14 protein-coding genes are annotated in these 16229 nt (G+C 76.1%); 7 read left to right on the forward strand and 7 right to left on the reverse strand.

What is annotated here, in order from left to right:
• The first annotated feature begins 9 nt into the window (after positions 1-9).
• The 3 genes from BM414_RS18925 to BM414_RS18935 all read left to right on the forward strand — a co-directional run bounded on the left by BM414_RS18925 (position 10) and on the right by BM414_RS18935 (position 6748).
• Positions 10-5070, forward strand: coding sequence for a SpoIIE family protein phosphatase (locus BM414_RS18925; RefSeq protein WP_093581868.1), 5061 nt, complete (start codon positions 10-12; stop codon positions 5068-5070).
• 101 nt (positions 5071-5171) lie between these two features.
• Positions 5172-6212, forward strand: a complete 1041-nt coding sequence (locus BM414_RS29535) for a sensor histidine kinase (protein WP_175551687.1) — start codon at positions 5172-5174, stop codon at positions 6210-6212.
• Positions 6213-6256: 44 nt separating this feature from the next.
• Positions 6257-6748 carry a MarR family winged helix-turn-helix transcriptional regulator gene (locus BM414_RS18935; protein WP_245784828.1) on the forward strand — a complete coding sequence of 164 codons (492 nt, stop codon included), beginning with the start codon at positions 6257-6259 and terminating at the stop codon, positions 6746-6748.
• A gap of 17 nt (positions 6749-6765) precedes the next feature.
• Here BM414_RS18935 and BM414_RS18940 read toward each other — a convergent pair whose 3' ends face one another.
• Positions 6766-7779 carry an ATP-dependent DNA ligase gene (locus BM414_RS18940; RefSeq protein WP_093581981.1) on the reverse strand — a complete coding sequence of 338 codons (1014 nt, stop codon included), beginning with the start codon at positions 7777-7779 and terminating at the stop codon, positions 6766-6768.
• A gap of 236 nt (positions 7780-8015) precedes the next feature.
• Here BM414_RS18940 and BM414_RS18945 point away from each other — a divergent pair, with 236 nt between their 5' ends.
• Positions 8016-8588: an NADPH-dependent FMN reductase gene (locus tag BM414_RS18945; protein ID WP_093581874.1), complete on the forward strand. Its 573-nt coding sequence runs from the start codon at positions 8016-8018 to the stop codon at positions 8586-8588.
• Between the two features lie 9 nt (positions 8589-8597).
• On the opposite strand, the gene BM414_RS18950 is transcribed toward BM414_RS18945, so the two are convergent.
• Positions 8598-9152, reverse strand: coding sequence for an NUDIX domain-containing protein (locus BM414_RS18950; protein WP_093581876.1), 555 nt, complete (start codon positions 9150-9152; stop codon positions 8598-8600).
• A 47-nt stretch (positions 9153-9199) separates the two neighbouring features.
• Between BM414_RS18950 and BM414_RS18955 the strand changes: the two genes are divergently transcribed.
• Complete coding sequence (locus tag BM414_RS18955) at positions 9200-9700, forward strand: DnaJ family domain-containing protein (RefSeq protein ID WP_217644811.1); 501 nt, start codon at positions 9200-9202, stop codon at positions 9698-9700.
• Here the strand turns inward: BM414_RS18955 and BM414_RS18960 are convergent.
• From BM414_RS18960 to BM414_RS18970, 3 genes are all read right to left on the reverse strand, one after another.
• Complete coding sequence (locus tag BM414_RS18960) at positions 9697-10056, reverse strand: nuclear transport factor 2 family protein (protein ID WP_217644812.1); 360 nt, start codon at positions 10054-10056, stop codon at positions 9697-9699. The genes BM414_RS18955 and BM414_RS18960 overlap by 4 nt on opposite strands.
• 103 nt (positions 10057-10159) lie before the next feature.
• Positions 10160-10528 (reverse strand): nuclear transport factor 2 family protein, encoded by a 369-nt coding sequence (locus tag BM414_RS18965; RefSeq protein WP_093581882.1) that lies wholly within the window; start codon positions 10526-10528, stop codon positions 10160-10162.
• A 27-nt stretch (positions 10529-10555) separates the two neighbouring features.
• Complete coding sequence (locus BM414_RS18970; RefSeq protein WP_093581884.1) at positions 10556-10969, reverse strand: hypothetical protein; 414 nt, start codon at positions 10967-10969, stop codon at positions 10556-10558.
• An 87-nt stretch (positions 10970-11056) separates the two neighbouring features.
• On the opposite strand from BM414_RS18970, the gene BM414_RS18975 reads away from it, so the two are divergent.
• Complete coding sequence (locus tag BM414_RS18975; RefSeq protein WP_093581886.1) at positions 11057-11908, forward strand: helix-turn-helix domain-containing protein; 852 nt, start codon at positions 11057-11059, stop codon at positions 11906-11908.
• Positions 11905-12072 carry a hypothetical protein gene (locus tag BM414_RS29540; RefSeq protein ID WP_175551688.1) on the forward strand — a complete coding sequence of 56 codons (168 nt, stop codon included), beginning with the start codon at positions 11905-11907 and terminating at the stop codon, positions 12070-12072. The genes BM414_RS18975 and BM414_RS29540 overlap by 4 nt, the downstream gene beginning before the upstream one ends.
• 46 nt (positions 12073-12118) lie before the next feature.
• On the opposite strand, the gene BM414_RS18980 is transcribed toward BM414_RS29540, so the two are convergent.
• Both BM414_RS18980 and BM414_RS18985 read right to left on the reverse strand, forming a co-directional pair.
• Positions 12119-14002: a hydantoinase B/oxoprolinase family protein gene (locus BM414_RS18980; RefSeq protein WP_245784829.1), complete on the reverse strand. Its 1884-nt coding sequence runs from the start codon at positions 14000-14002 to the stop codon at positions 12119-12121.
• On the reverse strand, positions 13999-16074 hold the full coding sequence (locus BM414_RS18985; protein WP_093581888.1) for a hydantoinase/oxoprolinase family protein: 2076 nt from the start codon (positions 16072-16074) through the stop codon (positions 13999-14001). Before BM414_RS18985 ends, BM414_RS18980 begins: the two co-directional genes overlap by 4 nt.
• Positions 16075-16229 lie beyond the last annotated feature (155 nt).

A 16229-nucleotide genomic window follows, 5' to 3' on the forward strand; every position in this document is an offset into this window, starting at 1 on the left:
GGTGGCGCGGTGACGGGGGACGCGCCCGGCTCCCTGTTCGCCGGCGGTGGGGAGGTGGGCCGGGAGATGGCCGCCCGCGACTGGGCGGACACCCCGCTCGGACCCTCCGGGCAGTGGCCCTCGGCGCTGCGCAACCTCGTGCGCATCGTCCTGACCTCGCGGTTCCCGATGTGGGCCGCATGGGGTCCGGAGCTGGCGTTCTTCTACAACGACGCGTACCGGCGCGACACCCTGCAGGCCAAGCACCCGTGGGCACTGGGCCGCCCGGCGTCCGAGGTGTGGGCCGAGATCTGGGACGACGTCGGCCCGCGGGTGCAGTCGGTCCTCGAGACCGGGGTCGCCACCTGGGACGAGGACCTGATGCTCTTCCTGGAGCGCAGCGGGTACCCGGAGGAGACCTACCACACCTTCTCCTACAGCCCGGTCGCCGACGACGACGGCCGCACCGCCGGGTTGCTCTGCGTCGTCACCGAGAACACCGACCGGGTGCTCGCCGAGCGGCGGATGGCCAGCCTGCGCGACCTCGCCACGGCGATCGCCGCGACCCGGACCGAGGCCGACGTGCTCGCCGCCGTCGGCGGGCAGCTGGCCCGCAACGACGCCGACCTGCCCTTCTCGGCCACCTACCTGGTCGACGACGACGGGTGCGCGCGGCTGGGCACCACGACCGGGCTGACCCCGGGCTCCCCGGCCGCGCCGGAGACCCTCGCCGACGACGGGGTCTGGCCGCTGTCCCGGCTGCGCGCCGGCGAGCAGGCCGTCGTCGACCTCGCCGGGATCCCCGGACTGCCCACCGGCGCCTGGGACCGGCCGCCGTCGCGGGCGCTCGCGGTGCCGGTCGCCTCCCCGGTCGCGGACACCGCCGCGGTCGCCGGCTTCCTGGTCGTGGGGCTCAACCCGCACCGCGCCCTCGACGAGGCCTACGCCGGATTCCTCTTGCTGGTGGCCGGCCAGATCGCCTCGGGCCTGGCCAACGCGGGCAGCCACGCGGCCGAGCGGCGCCGCGCGGAGGCCCTGGCCGAGCTCGACCGCGCCAAGACCGACTTCTTCAGCAACGTCAGCCACGAGTTCCGCACCCCGCTGACGCTGATCATGGGCCCGGTCGCGGAGCTGCGGGCCTCGGCGGTGGCCACCGCCGACCCGCGGGTGGCCGAGGAGCTCGAGGTCGTCGAGCGCAACGCGCTGCGGCTGCAGAAGCTGGTCAACACCCTGCTCGACTTCTCGCGCATCCAGGCCGGCCGCATCGACGCGCGGTTCGAGCCGGTCGACCTCGCCACGACCACCGCGGAGCTGGCCAGCGTCTTCCGCTCCGCCGTCGACCGGGCGGGCCTGCGGCTGACCGTCGACTGCCCGCCGCTGTCGCAGCCGGTGCACGTCGACCGGGACATGTGGGAGAAGGTCGTCCTCAACCTGCTCTCCAACGCCCTGAAGTTCACCTTCGAGGGCGGCATCACCGTGCGGCTCCGGCAGGGCGAGGACGCCGCGGTCCTCACCGTCGCCGACACCGGCACCGGCATCCCCGCCGCCGAGCTGCCCCGGCTGTTCGAGCGGTTCACCCGCGTGTCCGGCGCCCGCTCGCGCTCCGGTGAGGGCAGCGGCATCGGGCTGGCGATGGTCGAGGAGCTGGTCGGCCTGCACGGCGGCTCCGTGGAGGTGCAGAGCGCCCCTGACGTCGGGACGACCTTCACCGTCACCGTGCCGCTGGGCACCGCGCACCTGCCCGCCGACCGCCTGGCCCCCGCGGTGGCCGAGCCGCCGGCGATCTCGCCCGGCGCCACGCCGTTCGTCGCCGAGGCGCTGCGCTGGCTGCCGTCGGCGGGCGACGACGCCCCCGCGGCCGCCCCCGGTTCGCAGGGCAGCCGCGCCGGCCGTGTGCTGGTGGCCGACGACAACGCCGACGTGCGCGACTACGTGGTGCGGCTGCTCGCGCCGGTGCACGAGGTCCGTGCGGTCGCCGACGGCCAGGCGGCCCTGGAGGCTGCCCTGGCCGACCCGCCCGACCTCGTCGTCAGCGACGTGATGATGCCGCGGCTGGACGGCGTGCAGCTGCTCGCCGCCCTGCGCGCCGACGCCCGCACCTCCCGCGTCCCGGTGGTCCTGCTCTCGGCCCGCGCCGGCCAGGAGTCCGCCGTCGAGGGGCTGGCCGCCGGGGCCGACGACTACCTCGTCAAGCCCTTCTCCGCCCAGGAGCTGCTCGCCCGCGTCGACGCCCACCTGCAGCTCGGCCGCGCCCGCCGCGAGGCCGAGGAGCGGTTCACCACGATGGCCGACCTCGCGCCCGCGCTGATCTGGGTCGCCGACGGCACCGGCCGGCGGGAGTTCCTCAACGCCGCCTGGACGACGTTCACCGGCCGCCCGATGGAGGCGGAGCTCGGCGACGGGTGGCGGGCCGGGCTGCACCCCGGCGACGCCCGGCGCTACGCCGGCACGGTGGCGGCCGCGACGGCGGCGGGGGAGGGCTGGGAGGTCGAGTTCCGGCTGCGCCGCGCCGACGGCGCCCACCACTGGCTGCTCGAGCGCGCGGTGCCCATCGGCGGCACCGCCGGGGGCTGGGTGGGCAGCTGCACCGACATCAACGCCCGCTACCGGGAGACCGAGCGGCAGACGCTGCTCGCCGAGGTCGGCACGGCGCTCGACCGCGAGACCGAGGTCGAGCGGCAGCTGGCCGGCCTGGCGCGGCTGGTCGTCGACCGCCGCCTGGCCGACGTCTGCACCGCGCGGGTCGTCGGGCCGGACGGGCGGCTGCGCTACGCCGGCCTCGCGGGCGTCGAGGACACCGCCCGGCCGGAGCCGCACGGCGGGCTGGGCGTCGAGGTGCTCGACACCGGCGCGCCGGTGCTGCGCCGGCACCTGTCCGGCGCCGGCGACGGCGGTGTCCGGCTGGACCTGCACTCGGCGCTGCTGGTGCCGCTCACCGTCCGCGGCCGGGTGCGCGCGGTCCTGGCGCTCGGGCGCCGCGACGACGCCCCGCCCTTCCACGACGACGACCGCGCGCTGGCCGAGGAGATCGCCGCCCGCGCCGCGCTGGCCCTCGACAACGCGCTGCTGCTGGCCGACGAGCGCGCCGCGGCGCGGCGGCTGGGCCTGCTCCAGCGGGTGACCGCCGAGCTCTCGGCCGCCACCACGCCGGTCGAGGTGGCCGAGGCGGCCGCCGCCTCGGTCCTCTCGCTCACCGGGGACGGCAGCCGGGTCGGCGTCTACGAGGTCGACGACGCCGGCCGCGCCCTGCGCCTGCTCGCGCAGGCCGGCCCCCCGGCCGACGACCGGCACCGGTGGGCCGAGATCCCGCTCGGCACACCGGTGGCGGTCACCACCGCGGTCACCGGACGTCGCCCGGTGTGGATCGACGACGTCCCGGACCGGGTGGCCGGCGCACCCGGGTCCGTCGTGGCGCTGCCGCTGCTGGCCGCCGGCCGCGTGGTCGGCGTGGTGGGCGTGGGTGCCGCCGAGGCGGGCCGGCTGGGTGTGGCCGAGCGCGGCATGCTGCTGGCGGTGGCCGAGCAGTGCGCCTCGGCGCTGGACCGGGCCCGCCTCTACCGCGCCGAGCAGGACATCGCCTCGACCCTGCAGCTGAGCCTGCTGCCCGCCGCGGTGCCCCGGCTGGAGCGGCTCGCGCTGGCCGCCGAGTACCTGCCCGGCGCCGCGGGCACCTCGGCCGGCGGCGACTGGTACGACGTCGTCGAGCTGGGCGGGAGCCGGGTGGCCATCGCCGTCGGCGACGTCGTCGGCCAGGGCCCGGCGGCCGCCGCCGTGATGGGCCAGCTGCGCAGCGCGCTGTCGGCGGCGCTGCTGCAGGGTGACTCCCCGGCGGAGGCCCTGGAGCTGCTCGACCGGTTCGCCGCCCGGCTGCCCGGCGCGCTGGCCTCGACCGCGGCCTGCCTGGTGCTCGACTGGGCGGCCGGCACCGTGCGGTGGGCCCGCGCCGGCCACCCCCCGCCGCTGCTGGTGACCGACGGCGCGGCGACCTTCCTCGAGGAGGGCGGAGGTGCGGTCCTCGGCGCGCCGGGCCGCCGGCCGTACGCCGAGGGCGGCACCACGGTCAAGCCGGGGACGACGCTGCTGCTCTACACCGACGGCCTGGTCGAGCGCCGCGGCGAGTCCCTCGACACCGGCCTGCGCCGCGTCGCCGAGGCCGCCGCACGGCTGGGCGGCGCCGAGCCGCGCCGGCTGACCCGCGCGCTGCTGGCCGAGGTGCTCGACGACTCGGCACTGCCCGACGACGTCGCGGTCATCGCCGCCCGCCTCACCCCCGAGCCGCTGCACGAGGTGCTGCGCGCCGAGCCGGCCCGGCTGCGCGGGGTGCGGCGCCGGGTGACCGCCTGGGCGCTGGCCGCCGGGCTCACCGGCGACTCCCTCGACGACCTGCAGCTGGCCCTCGGCGAGGCGCTGGCCAACGCCGTCGAGCACGCCTACGCCGCCACCGCCGGGGAGGGGCGCTGCGAGTACCGGCTCGAGCGGACCGCCGACGGCGGCGTCGACGTCTGCGTGCGCGACGAGGGCGTGTGGCGCCCGGCGCCGGCCGACAAGGGGTACCGCGGCCGCGGACTGGAGCTGATCTCCGCGCTGGCCACCGACGTCGAGGTCGGCCGCACTATCGACGAGGGCGGCGGCGAGGGGGCCGGCACCACGGTGCACTTCCGCTTCGTCCCGGCCGGACCGGGGCCGGACGAGCCGGTGGTCCGGGGCGACGGCGCGCGGCCCGACGCCGGGGCGGCCCGGTTGACGGTGGACCGCGGGCCCGGGAGCGTGCGGCTGGCGCTCTCCGGCGAGCTCGACCTGGTCGCCGCCCCGGGCCTGCGCGCCGAGGCCCTGCGCGCCCTCGACGAGATCCCCGGCGGCACGCGGGTGCTGGTCGACCTGGAGGCGGTCACCTACCTGGCCAGCGCCGGCGTGGGGTTGCTGCTCGAGCTGCTCCGGGTGGCGAGCGCGCGCTCGGTGGTCGTCCGGGTGCGCACCCGCGAGGGGTCCGCGCCGGCCCGCGTGCTCGCGCTGGCCGGGGTGGACCCCGGCGCCGGGCCGGGCCGGGCGGACGGCCCGCGGGGGAGCCGGTACACCCCCCGGGGGACCTGAGGAGCACCCGGGGGGCGCCGTCCCGGGGACGTGTTCCACAATCGAGGCGACCGGGCCGGGGCAGTCCCGGCCCACAGTCGGTCGAGGGGCCAGTGGATCCAGTGGCTGAGGCCTCCGCCTCGCAGGCGGAGCAAGGGAGCGGCGCGGCCGCGCGGGGCACCCGCGCGCCGTCGTCGGGCTCGGCCTTCGTGCACGGCGCCGCGCTCGTCCACTCCCCCGGCGAGGCGGTCGGGGTGGCCGCCGCCTACGTCGACGAGGGCCTGCGGGCCGGGGACCTGGCGGTCCTCGCCTGCGCGCCGGAGACCGCGGCGGCCGTCCGCCGGGCGCTGGGCATGCGGGCCCGCGAGGTCGAGGAGGACGCCCGCATCTGCCTCGTCGGCGCCCGCGCCCCCGACGCCATGGCCGTCATCCGGCAGCGGGTCGAGCAGGCCGCCACGAGGGGGTCCGGCCGGCTGCGGATCCTCGCCGAGCCCCTGTTCGGGTCCGACCCCCGGCGCTGGCGGGAGGTCCGGCGGTACGAGGCGGCGGCGAACGCGCTGGTGGACGGCGCGCCGGTGACGTGCCTGTGCGTCTACGACCGCGAGCACCTGCCGGCCGAGGTCCTCGGGACCGCGCGGCACACCCACCCGGAGCTGTGGATGGGCGGCGTGCGGGTCGCGAACTCCGAGTACCGGGACCAGACGGCCGTGCTGCGCGACCTGGGCGCGGCCCGCGAGCCGGTGGAGGCGGGGGAGCCGGTCCTCGTCCTCGACGGCGTGCCGGCGCTGGCCGTCCTGCGCGGGGAGCTGCGGCACACCTTCCACGCCGTCGTCCCCGACGCCGACCAGCGCGCCGACCTCCACCTGGGCGTGAGCGAGGTGGCGGCCAACGCCTTCCGGCACGGACGGCGGCCGATCTCCGCGCGCGTGTGGGCCGACGGCTCCACCGTCGTCTGCACGATCTCCGACTCCGGCACCACCTTCAGCGACCCCCTCGCGGGCTTCGTGCCGGCGCACGGCGACGACCTCGCCGCCGGCGGCATGGGCCTGTGGCTGGCCCGCAAGCTCTGGGACTCCGTCGACCTGGTGGCCGGTCCGCAGGGGCTCACCGTCCGGCTGGCCACCGGTCTGGTGCGCCCCGACGAGGGGCGCGGCGCGGCTTGACGCTCGCGTTCTCTCACTGCTGAGGTACCGGCGTGGAGGATGCCGTGGACCTCATCCTCGAGCAGTGGTCCCGGGAGCGCCCGGACCTCGACTGCTCGCCCATGGGGATCATCGGCCGGATCACGCAGCTGCAGCGGGAGGTCCACCTCGCCCAGCGTGCGACGTTCGCGCGGCACGGCCTCGACGCGCCGTCCTTCGACGTCCTCGCCGCCCTCCGCCGGGCCGGGCAGCCCTACCAGCTGACGCCCACCGCGCTCATGCGGACGGCGCTGGTCACCTCGGGGGCGATCACCCAGCGGCTGGACCGGTTGGAGGAGAAGGGGCTGATCACCCGGACGCGCAGCGAGGCCGACGGGCGGGCCGTCGTCGTCACCCTGACCGCGGCCGGCCGGGAGGCCCTCGACGCCGCGCTGCCCGACCACCTGGAGACCGAGCGCGGCCTGCTCGCCGGCCTGTCGGAGGACGAGCTGGCCCAGCTCGCCTGCCTGCTGCGGCGGTTCCTCGTGACGCTGGGCCGCGTTCCGCAACGTCCCTGAGCCGGCGCCCCGGAGCCTCAGCCGGCGGGCGGGACGTCCCCGGGCGCGAGGTCGGGGCGGACCCGGACGAAGCGCAGCGGGTGCCGGAACACCCCGGCGGTCAGGGCGGCGTCCGCGCTGACCTCGACGACGGCGGCCGGCTCCACCCGGGTGAGCGCCACCGACAGCCGCCCGCCGCCGAAGCGGCCGGTGCCGATCCGCTCGGGCCAGGGGTGGTCCGGACCTGCCGGGGTGAGGACGGCGGCCAGCTCGGCCGACTGGGCGGGCGACAGCGGGCTGGTGCGCCCGACGACGACCAGCTCGCCGTCGCGGTAGCGGCCGGCCACCAGCTGGCTCGGCCGGTCCAGGGTGCCGATGACGCCGCCGGCCAGGACCTCCGTCGTCTCCCAGGACTTGACCTTGAGCCACTCGCGGCGGCCGCCGGCGTACCGGGTGGACGCGCCCTTGGCGACCAGCCCCTCGATGCCGAGGGGGCGCAGGTCCTCGGCCCAGCCGCGGGCCTCCTCGGGATCGGCGGTGACCGGGGACAGCTGCATGGGGGGAGCCCACCGCCGGGCGAGGTCCTCGAGCGCGGACCGGCGGCTGCGCAACGGCCGGCGGCGCTGGTCCTCACCGCCGGCGGCGAGCAGGTCGAAGGCCACGTAGGACGCGGGGTGCGCGGCGGCCAGCGCGGCCACCCGGGAGGGCGCGGTGACCATGCGGCGCTGCAGCAGGCCGAAGTCGAGCCGCTCGCCGTTCCAGGCGACGACCTCGCCGTCGAGCACCGTGCCGGCCGGGACCTGGGCGAGCGCGGCCGCGGCGACGTCGGGGAAGCGGTCGGTGAGGTCGCGGCCCTGCTTGGACCACAGCCGGGTCCCGCTGCGGCCGCGGACGACGACCAGCCGGTAGCCGTCCCACTTGGGCTCGTAACGGCAGCCGCCGGGCAGTGCGGACGCCGTCGGCAGGTCGCGCACCGGCTTGGCCAGCTGCACCGCCACCGGACCGGCGAGGTCCGGCGGCAGGTCCGGCAACCCGGGGACGCTGAGCGGCACGCGGACAGCCTCGGGGCTCACGTCGCCGTGCGCAGGCTCCTGAGCTGCGGGATCACCCGTTCAGGGCAGGTCGCCACGCTCCGCGACGTCTCCGCCCGGCGGCACGTCCGGGGCGCCGCTGTCCAGGCACGATCGGGTCACGGCGCTGCGGCGGGGATCACCCGCGGTGCGGGAAGCGGCCGGGCGGAGGGACGTTGAGCACTCCACGAGTCGTCCCCGCGTCCTCGGAGGTCCCGGTGTCCCGTCCCGTCCTGCAGGTCGTCGCCGCCAGCACCCGTCCCGGCCGCCGCGGCCTCGCCGTCGCCCGCTGGGTCCAGCGCCTGGCCGGGGAGCACGCCGGCTTCGACGTCGAGCTCGTCGACCTCGCCGAGGTGGGCCTGCCGGTGTTCGACGAGCCGAACCACCCCCGGCTGCAGCAGTACACCCACCAGCACACGCGGGACTGGAGCGCGACGGTCTCCCGCGCCGACGCGTTCGTCTTCGTGACGCCGGAGTACAACCACTCCTTCCCGGCGTCGCTGAAGAACGCGCTGGACTACCTGTCGGCCGAGTGGGCGGACAAGGCGGCCGGGCTGGTCACCTACGGCGGCGTCTCGGCCGGGCTGCGCGCCTCGTCGGCGGTCAAGCCGGTGCTCGGCGCGCTGCGGGTGCACGTCGTCCCCGAGGCGGTGTCGGTCCCGTTCTTCGCGCAGTTCCTCGACGAGGAGGACGAGTTCGTGCCCAACGCCGAGCTCGAGGCCGGCGGCAAGGCGATGCTCGACGAGCTGGCCCGGGTCACCACCGCGCTGAGCACCCTCCGCGCCGCCTGAGGGGCGCCCCTAGCGCTGATGCCTCCCCCGGGACAGCAGGAGCAGGGCGTAGGCGGCCAGCGAGGGACCGTCGGTGAGGCGGCCGTCGCGGACCATCGCCCGCAGCTCGGCCTCGGTCACGAAGGCCGCCACCATGTCCGCCTCGGTGACCTCCCGGGCCGTCGGGCCGGGCGTGAGGCCGGTGGCCAGCCAGACGTCGAACTCCTGGGTGGACAGTCCGGGCGCGAGGTCGAGGTGGCCGAGGTGCTCGACCCGGGCCGCCCGCAGGCCGGTCTCCTCGGCGAGCTCGGCGCGGGCGAGCTCCTCGGGCGTCCCGCCGCTGCCGGCCGTCAGCACCTCGGCGGACCAGGTGCCCTGGGGGAACTCCCAGGCCCGGCGGGTCACCGGGTGGCGGAACTGCTCGACCAGCCAGAAGCCGTCCCGTTCGGCGGCGATCACCAGGGCGAAGTCGGGCTTCTCGACGACGGAGTAGACGCCGGTGGAGCCGTCGGCGCGCTCGACGGTGTCCTCCCGCAGCCGGATCCACGGGTTGCGGTAGACCTCCCGGCTGCCCGTCGTCCGCATGCGGCCGAGCCTCCCAGAGGCGGAGCATGGGAGCAGGAGGTGGTCGGGTGACCGAGCGCAAGCCGCCGGGGGTGTCGTTCGAGACCTGGGTCGAGCGGCAGATCGGCCAGGCCCAGGAGCGTGGCGACTTCACCGGCCTGCGGGGTGCGGGCAAGCCGCTGCCGGCCTGGGACCCCGACGAGACCGCCTACGACTGGGCGATCGCCAAGGCCCGCCGCGAGGGGATCAAGCCGGCGGAGATGCTGCCGCCGGGGCTGGCGCTGCGCCGGGAGCGCGACGAGCTGCCCGAGCGGGTGGCCGGGCTGCCGTCGGAGGGCGCCGTCCGCGCCGTCGCCGAGGACTACAACGCCCGGGTGGAGGCCTTCTGGCGCCAGCCGCAGCCGAGCCGGTGGTCGCCGGTGCCGGGCCTGGCCGACGTCGAGGCGCTGGTGGAGGGCTGGCGCCGCGACCGCCCGCCGCCGCCACCGCCGCCCGCCGCCGAGGCGGACGTGCCGGACACGCCGCCGCGCCGCCGCTGGTGGCAGCGGCGGCGCGGGCCGGGGCGCTAGCGCCCGGTCAGGTGCTCCCGCCCGGCCGGCGGCTCGTACGGCTCGGGCCAGTAGTCGACGACCTCGGCCACCCGGCCCCCGGCGAAGCGCAGCACGGTGACCCCGACCTGGGACTCCCCGACGCCGTAGTCGCCGTGCAGCACCCCGCCGCGCTCGTCCCCGTAGGCGTCCAGCACGGTCAGCTCCCAGGCCCCCGGGAACTCGCGGTTGTAGCGCAGGAAGGCCTCGCGTCCGCGGACGACCTCCCCGGTCTGCGGCAGCCGGTAGACGACGTCGTCGGCCAGCAACGTGGCGAACGCGTCCCAGTCCCGGGCGCCCAGCGCCGCCGCGTACCGCTGCACGAGCGCGCTGCCCACTGCGGACCCTCCCCTCGACGAACACGGACCTGCGGGAGCGACGCGCCGGCCGGGCCGGGGGTGTTGCTCCCGCAGGTCCATGATCGCGGGGAGTACGACGCTTTCACGCGGGCGAGGGCACCCGGTCGAGGAAGCCGAGCACGGTGCGGATGCGCCCGTCCGCGTCGGTCACCGCGACGTCGGAGCCGATCACCGGCGCCTCCGCGCCCTCGGGTCCGAGGTGCCACGTGAAACGCAGCTGGTCGTGGTGGGCGTCGGCCGGGCCGGCCAGCCGGAAGACGAAGCCCGGGAACATCTCGTGCACGGCGGCGATGGTGGCGTCCAGCGCGGCCCGGCCGGCGACGTCGGCCATCGGGTCGGTGTAGGTGACGTCCTCGGCGAACACCTCCTCGACCAGCGCCCGCCGCGCGGCGGGGTCGGTCTCGTTCCAGGCGGCGAGGTAGCGGTCGGCGAGCTGGGGCGTGGCGGTCATGGCGGGTCTCCTCTTCGGGTGGGTGGATCAGCGGTTGCGCAGGGCGGTGAGCTGGAGGACGGCGAAGCCGGCGACGACGGCGGCCTGCAGCAGCACCCAGGTGCTGCCGACGGCGGTGAGGTCGAACCGGCCGGTGACGACGGCGGCGACGCTGGCGGCCGCCCACAGCAGGTTGGCGCCGATGACGACCTCGGTGGCGCCGGCCGAGATCACGGGGCGGGCCGCGACCAGGGCGACGCCGGCCGCGTAGACCAGCAGGAAGGTGCCGAGGCCGCGCAGCACCCCGGACGGGACGCCGAGCAGCTCGGTCAGCAGCGGGGCGGCGGCCAGGTAGGCCGCGCCGTTGGCGCCGGTGACGACCGCGTCGAGGCGAAGGGCGGTGCGCAGCGGGTCGGAGCCGAGTCGACCGAGGGTGCGGGGGCGGGTGGCTGTCGTTGTCATGCCGCAGACCGTGGCGCCGCGAGGGAGGCGGGTCGATTACCTCGCAGGTAGGCGACGCCGGCCGCCGTCGTCACTAGCGTCGCCGTCGTGACCACCCTGACGCGCCCGCCGGTCGGGGAGCTGCTGCGCGTCTGGCGGCAGCGCCGCCGGCTGTCCCAGCTCGACCTCGCCAACGACGCCGAGGTGTCGGCGCGGCACCTGAGCTTCCTCGAGACCGGCCGGGCGCGGCCGAGCCGGGAGATGCTGCTGCGGCTGGCCGAGCGGCTGGAGGTGCCGCTGCGCGAGCGCAACGAGCTGCTGCTGGCCGCCGGCTTCGCCCCCGCCTACGGCCGCCGCGCCCTCGACTCGCCCGACATGGCCGCCGTCACCCGTGCCCTGGACCTGGTGCTCACCGCCTACGAGCCCTACCCGGCCGTCGTGGTCGACCGGTCGTGGGAGCTGGTGACGGCGAACGCGAGCGTGGCGCTGTTCCTCGACGGCGTGCCGGCGCACCTGCTCGAGCCGCCGGCCAACGTGCTGCGGCTGAGCCTGCACCCCGAGGGGCTCGCGCCGCGGATCGCCAACCTGCCCCAGTGGCGGGCGCACCTGCTGCACCGGCTCGGCCGCGAGGCGCACCTGACCGGCGACCCGGGGCTGGCCTCGCTGCACCGGGAGCTCGCCGCCCTGCCCGGCGGCACCGACCGCTCGACGCCGGACGGCATCGCCGTCCCGCTGCGGCTGCGCACCGATGGCGGCGTGCTGTCCTTCCTGAGCACGGTGACCACCTTCGGCACCGCCGTGGACCTCACCGCCGCGGAGCTCTCGGTCGAGGCGTTCCTGCCGGCCGACGAGGTCACCGCCGAGGTGCTGCGCGCCGCCCGTTCACCCGTGGCGAACCCGCGCCTGCCCGCTCGGGACCCGGGTAGGGGAGCGGTACCCGATCCCGAGGAGGACCGATGACCGAGGTACCCGGCACCGACCGCGACCAGGCACGGGAGAACGTGCTCGAGGAGACGCCGCTCCGCCCGGAGGACATCGAGGAGGACACGTCCACCGAGGGCGACGAGGGCCAGACCGGCGACGACGTCAAGCCGACGCCCGGGAGCACCGACCCCGTCACCTGAGCGGTCCGGGTGGCAGAGATGGCCATCTCTGCCACCCGGAGCGCTGCTAGAGGACGTCGAACTCGTTGGACGTCGCGCCGCCCGACAGGAGTGCGTAGCCCGGGCCGCGGTCGAAGAACGGCTCGTCGCCGGTCCGGGCCGCGCGCAGCTCGTCCCGTAGCGCCGACGTCGCGTCGAGATCCGCGGTGCCGTCGTCGAGCACGACCACGCCGTAGTCCTCGCGGGCGCCGGCCACGGACACCTTGCGCCAGGCGACGTCGCGCAGCACCTCCTCCACAGGCCGCTCGAGCGGGTCGCCCCACCCGCCACCGCCGGTGGTGCGGATCCGCACGACCGTGCCGGCCGGCAGCGGCTCGGCGTCGGCCAGGGCGTCGACCTCGCGCTCGCCGGGGCCACCGGGGTCGACGGTGACCTGGAACGGCCGCCCGGCCTTCCCGCCGTTGACGCCCCAGCAGGACAGGATCGAGCGGTCGGCGATCGACATGAAGTGCGCGTCGCGCAGGACCCGGATGTGCTTCTCGTAGCCGCAGCCGCCGCGGTACCGGCCGGGCCCGCCGGAGTCCAGCGCCAGGCCCAGGCGCTCGACGCGCAGCGGGAAGCGGGACTCGGTGAACTCCGTCGGCAGGTTCCGCGAGTCGGGGACGACGTGGATCGTGTCCTCGCCGTCGGCGTAGTAGCGCCCGCCCGAGCCGCCGCCGAGCACCTCGCGCATGAGGTAGGGCTGGCCTTCGAGGTCCGTGCCGTACACGCCGGTGTAGCGGATCGTCTCCTGGTCGGCGGGCATCCGGCCGCCGGTGGCCTTGGCGAGCACGCCCGCCAGCACGCCGAGCAGCCGCAGGATGACGAACGTGCGGGCGTTGGTCGGGGCCGGGAAGACCGGGGTGAGCAGCGTGCCCTTCTCCGGGAAGCGCATCTCGATCAGCGGGACGACGCCCTCGTTGACGTCGAGCTCGGCCATCCGCTCGGGCGTCTCGGCGAGGTTCCGCAGGATCGGCGCCAGCCACTTCTTGAGGAAGTTGCCGTCGGCGTAGTCGCCGCAGTGGTTGATCGGTCCCCTGGCCTGCGGGCCGGTGCCGGTGAAGTCGATGACCAGCGGGGTCTCCGCCGAGGAGTCCATGGTCAGCGTGATCCGCTGGCGGTGCAGCTTCGGCGCCTCGACGCCGTCGTGCTCGGCGTAGTCCTCCCACACGTAGGTGCCGTCGGGGATCTGCGACAGGATCTCCCGCCGGTAGACCTCGGTGGAGTTGGCCAGGATCGCGTCGAAGCAGGCCTCGACCGCGGCCACGCCGTAGCGGTCGAACAGCTCACCGAGCCGCCGGGCGCCGGCCAGGCAGGCCGAGCACTCGGCGTCGAGGTCCGCGGCCAGCGAGTCGGGCATCCGCGAGTTGCGCGTCATGATCTTCAGCGCGCTCTCGTTGGGCACGCCGCGGTCCCACAGCCTGATCGGGGGGACCATCAGGCCCTCCTCGTACACGCTGGTGGCCGCGCTCGGCATCGAGCCCGGCACCGCGCCGCCGATGTCGTCGTGGTGGCCGAAGGCCTGGATGAACGCGACCACCCGCTGCTGCCCCGAGTCCGGGTCGGTGGCGAACACCGGCACGGTCACGCACAGGTCGGGCAGGTGGCCGATCCCGCCCTCGGAGAGGTAGACGTCGTTGTGGAAGAAGACGTCACCCGGGTGCATCGTCCCGATCGGGTAGTCGCGCACCACGGGGTGCACGAGCGCCGAGTACGAGCGGCCGGTGAGCTTGCGCAGCAGCCGGTCGTGGATGCCGGCCCGGAAGTCGTGCGCGTCGCGGATCATCGGCGAGCGCGAGGTGCGGCCGATGGAGGTCTCGACCTCCTTCTCGATCGCGGCCAGCGTGCCGGCGACGATCTCGACGAGGACGGGGTCGGCCTCGGTCTTGCCGTTCTGCAGGCTGGCGGTCACTGGCCCGACTCCTTCGTGAGCAGCAGGTTCCCGTAGGCGTCGACCGTGGCGGCGAAGCCGGGGTGGATCGGGACGGTGGAGCCGAACTCCTCGATGACGGCGGGGCCGCGGACGACGTCGCCGGGCGCCAGGGCGGTCCGGTCGAGGGTGGGGGTGTCCGCCCAGTCGTCGAAGAACACCCGGCGCGAGCCCGTGACGGCCCGGTCCGTCCCGCCGTCGCGCGGCTCGATCTCGACCATGTCGGGACGGCGGATCGGCCCGATCCCGCTGACCCGCAGGTTCACCCACTCGACGGCCTGGCGCGGGTCGTCGGCGAAGTCGTAGCCGTAGAGCTGCCGGTGCGCGGCGTGGAAGGCCTGCGCGACCTCCTCGGTGGTGGCCGCGTCGAGTGCGCCGTCGGCGACGGGCACGCGGACCTCGAAGGCCTGGCCCACGTAGCGCAGGTCCGCCGTCCGCTGCATGCGCTGGGCGTCCCGGCCGAAGCCCTCGCCGTCGAGCGCCTTGCGCGCCTGGTCCTCCAGCGCGTCGAAGACCGACCGCACGCGGTCGAGGTCGAGGTCGGTGTGCCGCGACACCACCGTCTGCACGTAGTCGTTGCGGACGTCGACGGTGAGCAGGCCGAACGCGCTGACGTTGCCGGGGTTGGGCGGTACGAGCGTGCGGGGCAGGCCGAGGACGTCCATGAGCCGGCAGGCCAGGAGCGACCCGGAGCCGCCGAACGTCGTCAGCGTGAAGTCGCGGACGTCGAGGCCGCGGGCCACGGTGACCTGGCGCAGGGCGTTGGCCTGGTTCCACGCCGAGATCTCGAGGATGCCGAGCGCCGTGCGCTCCAGCGACAGCCCGAGCCGCCCGCCGAGCGCCTCGAGCCCGCCGCGGGCGGCCTCGACCGACAGCGGGATCTCCCCGCCGAGCAGGTGCGGGGGGATCCGGCCGAGGACGACGTGCGCGTCGGTGACGGTCGGCTGGTCCCCGCCCCGCGGGTAGCACATCGGGCCGGGGTCGGCGCCGGCCGACTTGGGGCCCACCTTGAGCGTGCCCTCGGGCGAGAGCCAGGCGATCGAGCCGCCGCCCGCGCCGACGGTGACGACGTCGATCATCGGGATCTTCGACGGGTAGTCGCCGACCGAGCCCTCGGTGGTCAGCGCGGGCTCGCCGTCGATGACCACGGTGACGTCGGTGGACGTGCCGCCGCCGTCGCAGGTGAGCACCCGGTCGAAGCCCGCCGTCCCGGCGATCAGCGCGGCGCCCAGCGCCCCGGCCGCCGGGCCCGACAGCATCGTGGTGATCGGCTGGTGGACCACCTCGGCCGCCGACAGCACGCCGCCGTTGCTCTTCATCACGTAGAACGGCACGCCGGGCGCGATCTCGTCGAGCCGCGTGCGGATGTTGGTGACGTAGGCGCCGACCTTGGGCTTCACCGCGGCGTCGACCAGCGTGGTCACCGACCGCTCGTACTCGCGGTACTCGCGCAGCACCTGTGAGCTGATCGACACGACGGCGCCGGGGTGCTCCTCGCGCAGCACCTCGAGCATCGCCCGCTCGTGGGTGTCGTCGGCGTAGGCGTGCAGGAAGCAGACGCCGACGGTGGTGATGCCGGCGTCGCGGAAGAAGCGGGCGGCGGCGACGGCGTCGTCGCGGTCGAACGGGCGTACCTCGGCGCCGGTGTGGTCGAGCCGGCCGCGCACGGTGCGCACCAGGTCGGCGGGGACGATCCGCGGTGGCTTGACCCAGAAGTAGCTGTTGCCGTAGCCGTCGGGCACCGACTGCCGGGCGATCTCCAGCACCGACTCGTAGCCCTCGGTGGTGATGAACCCGATCCGGTCGAGCTTGCCCTCGAGCAGCTGGTTGGTGGCCACCGTCGTGCCGTGGCTGACCGCGGTGACCGCGTCGCCGGACAGGCCGAGCTGGCCGAGGACCTTGCGGACGCCGTTGAGGAAGCCCTCGGCGGGGTCGGCGGGGGTCGACGGCGTCTTGGTCGTCGCCGTCGCCCCGGTGTCCTCGTCGACGGCGACCACGTCGGTGAACGTGCCCCCGGTGTCGATCCCTATACGCACCCGGCGCGCCGCTGCCATGCCCGGATACCTTAGTGGTGAGAGACCCGCGCGGGAAGAGCCGCCACACCGCGTCGCCGCCCGCGCCGACCCCTGACAGGCCCGTGACCTGCGCAGTCGCCATGTCGATGCCCGAGGGGCGGTGACCGGACTTTCTGCCCGCGACACGCTCCGGC

It is taken from the genome of Geodermatophilus amargosae (assembly GCF_900116515.1).
Taxonomy (GTDB): domain Bacteria; phylum Actinomycetota; class Actinomycetes; order Mycobacteriales; family Geodermatophilaceae; genus Geodermatophilus; species Geodermatophilus amargosae.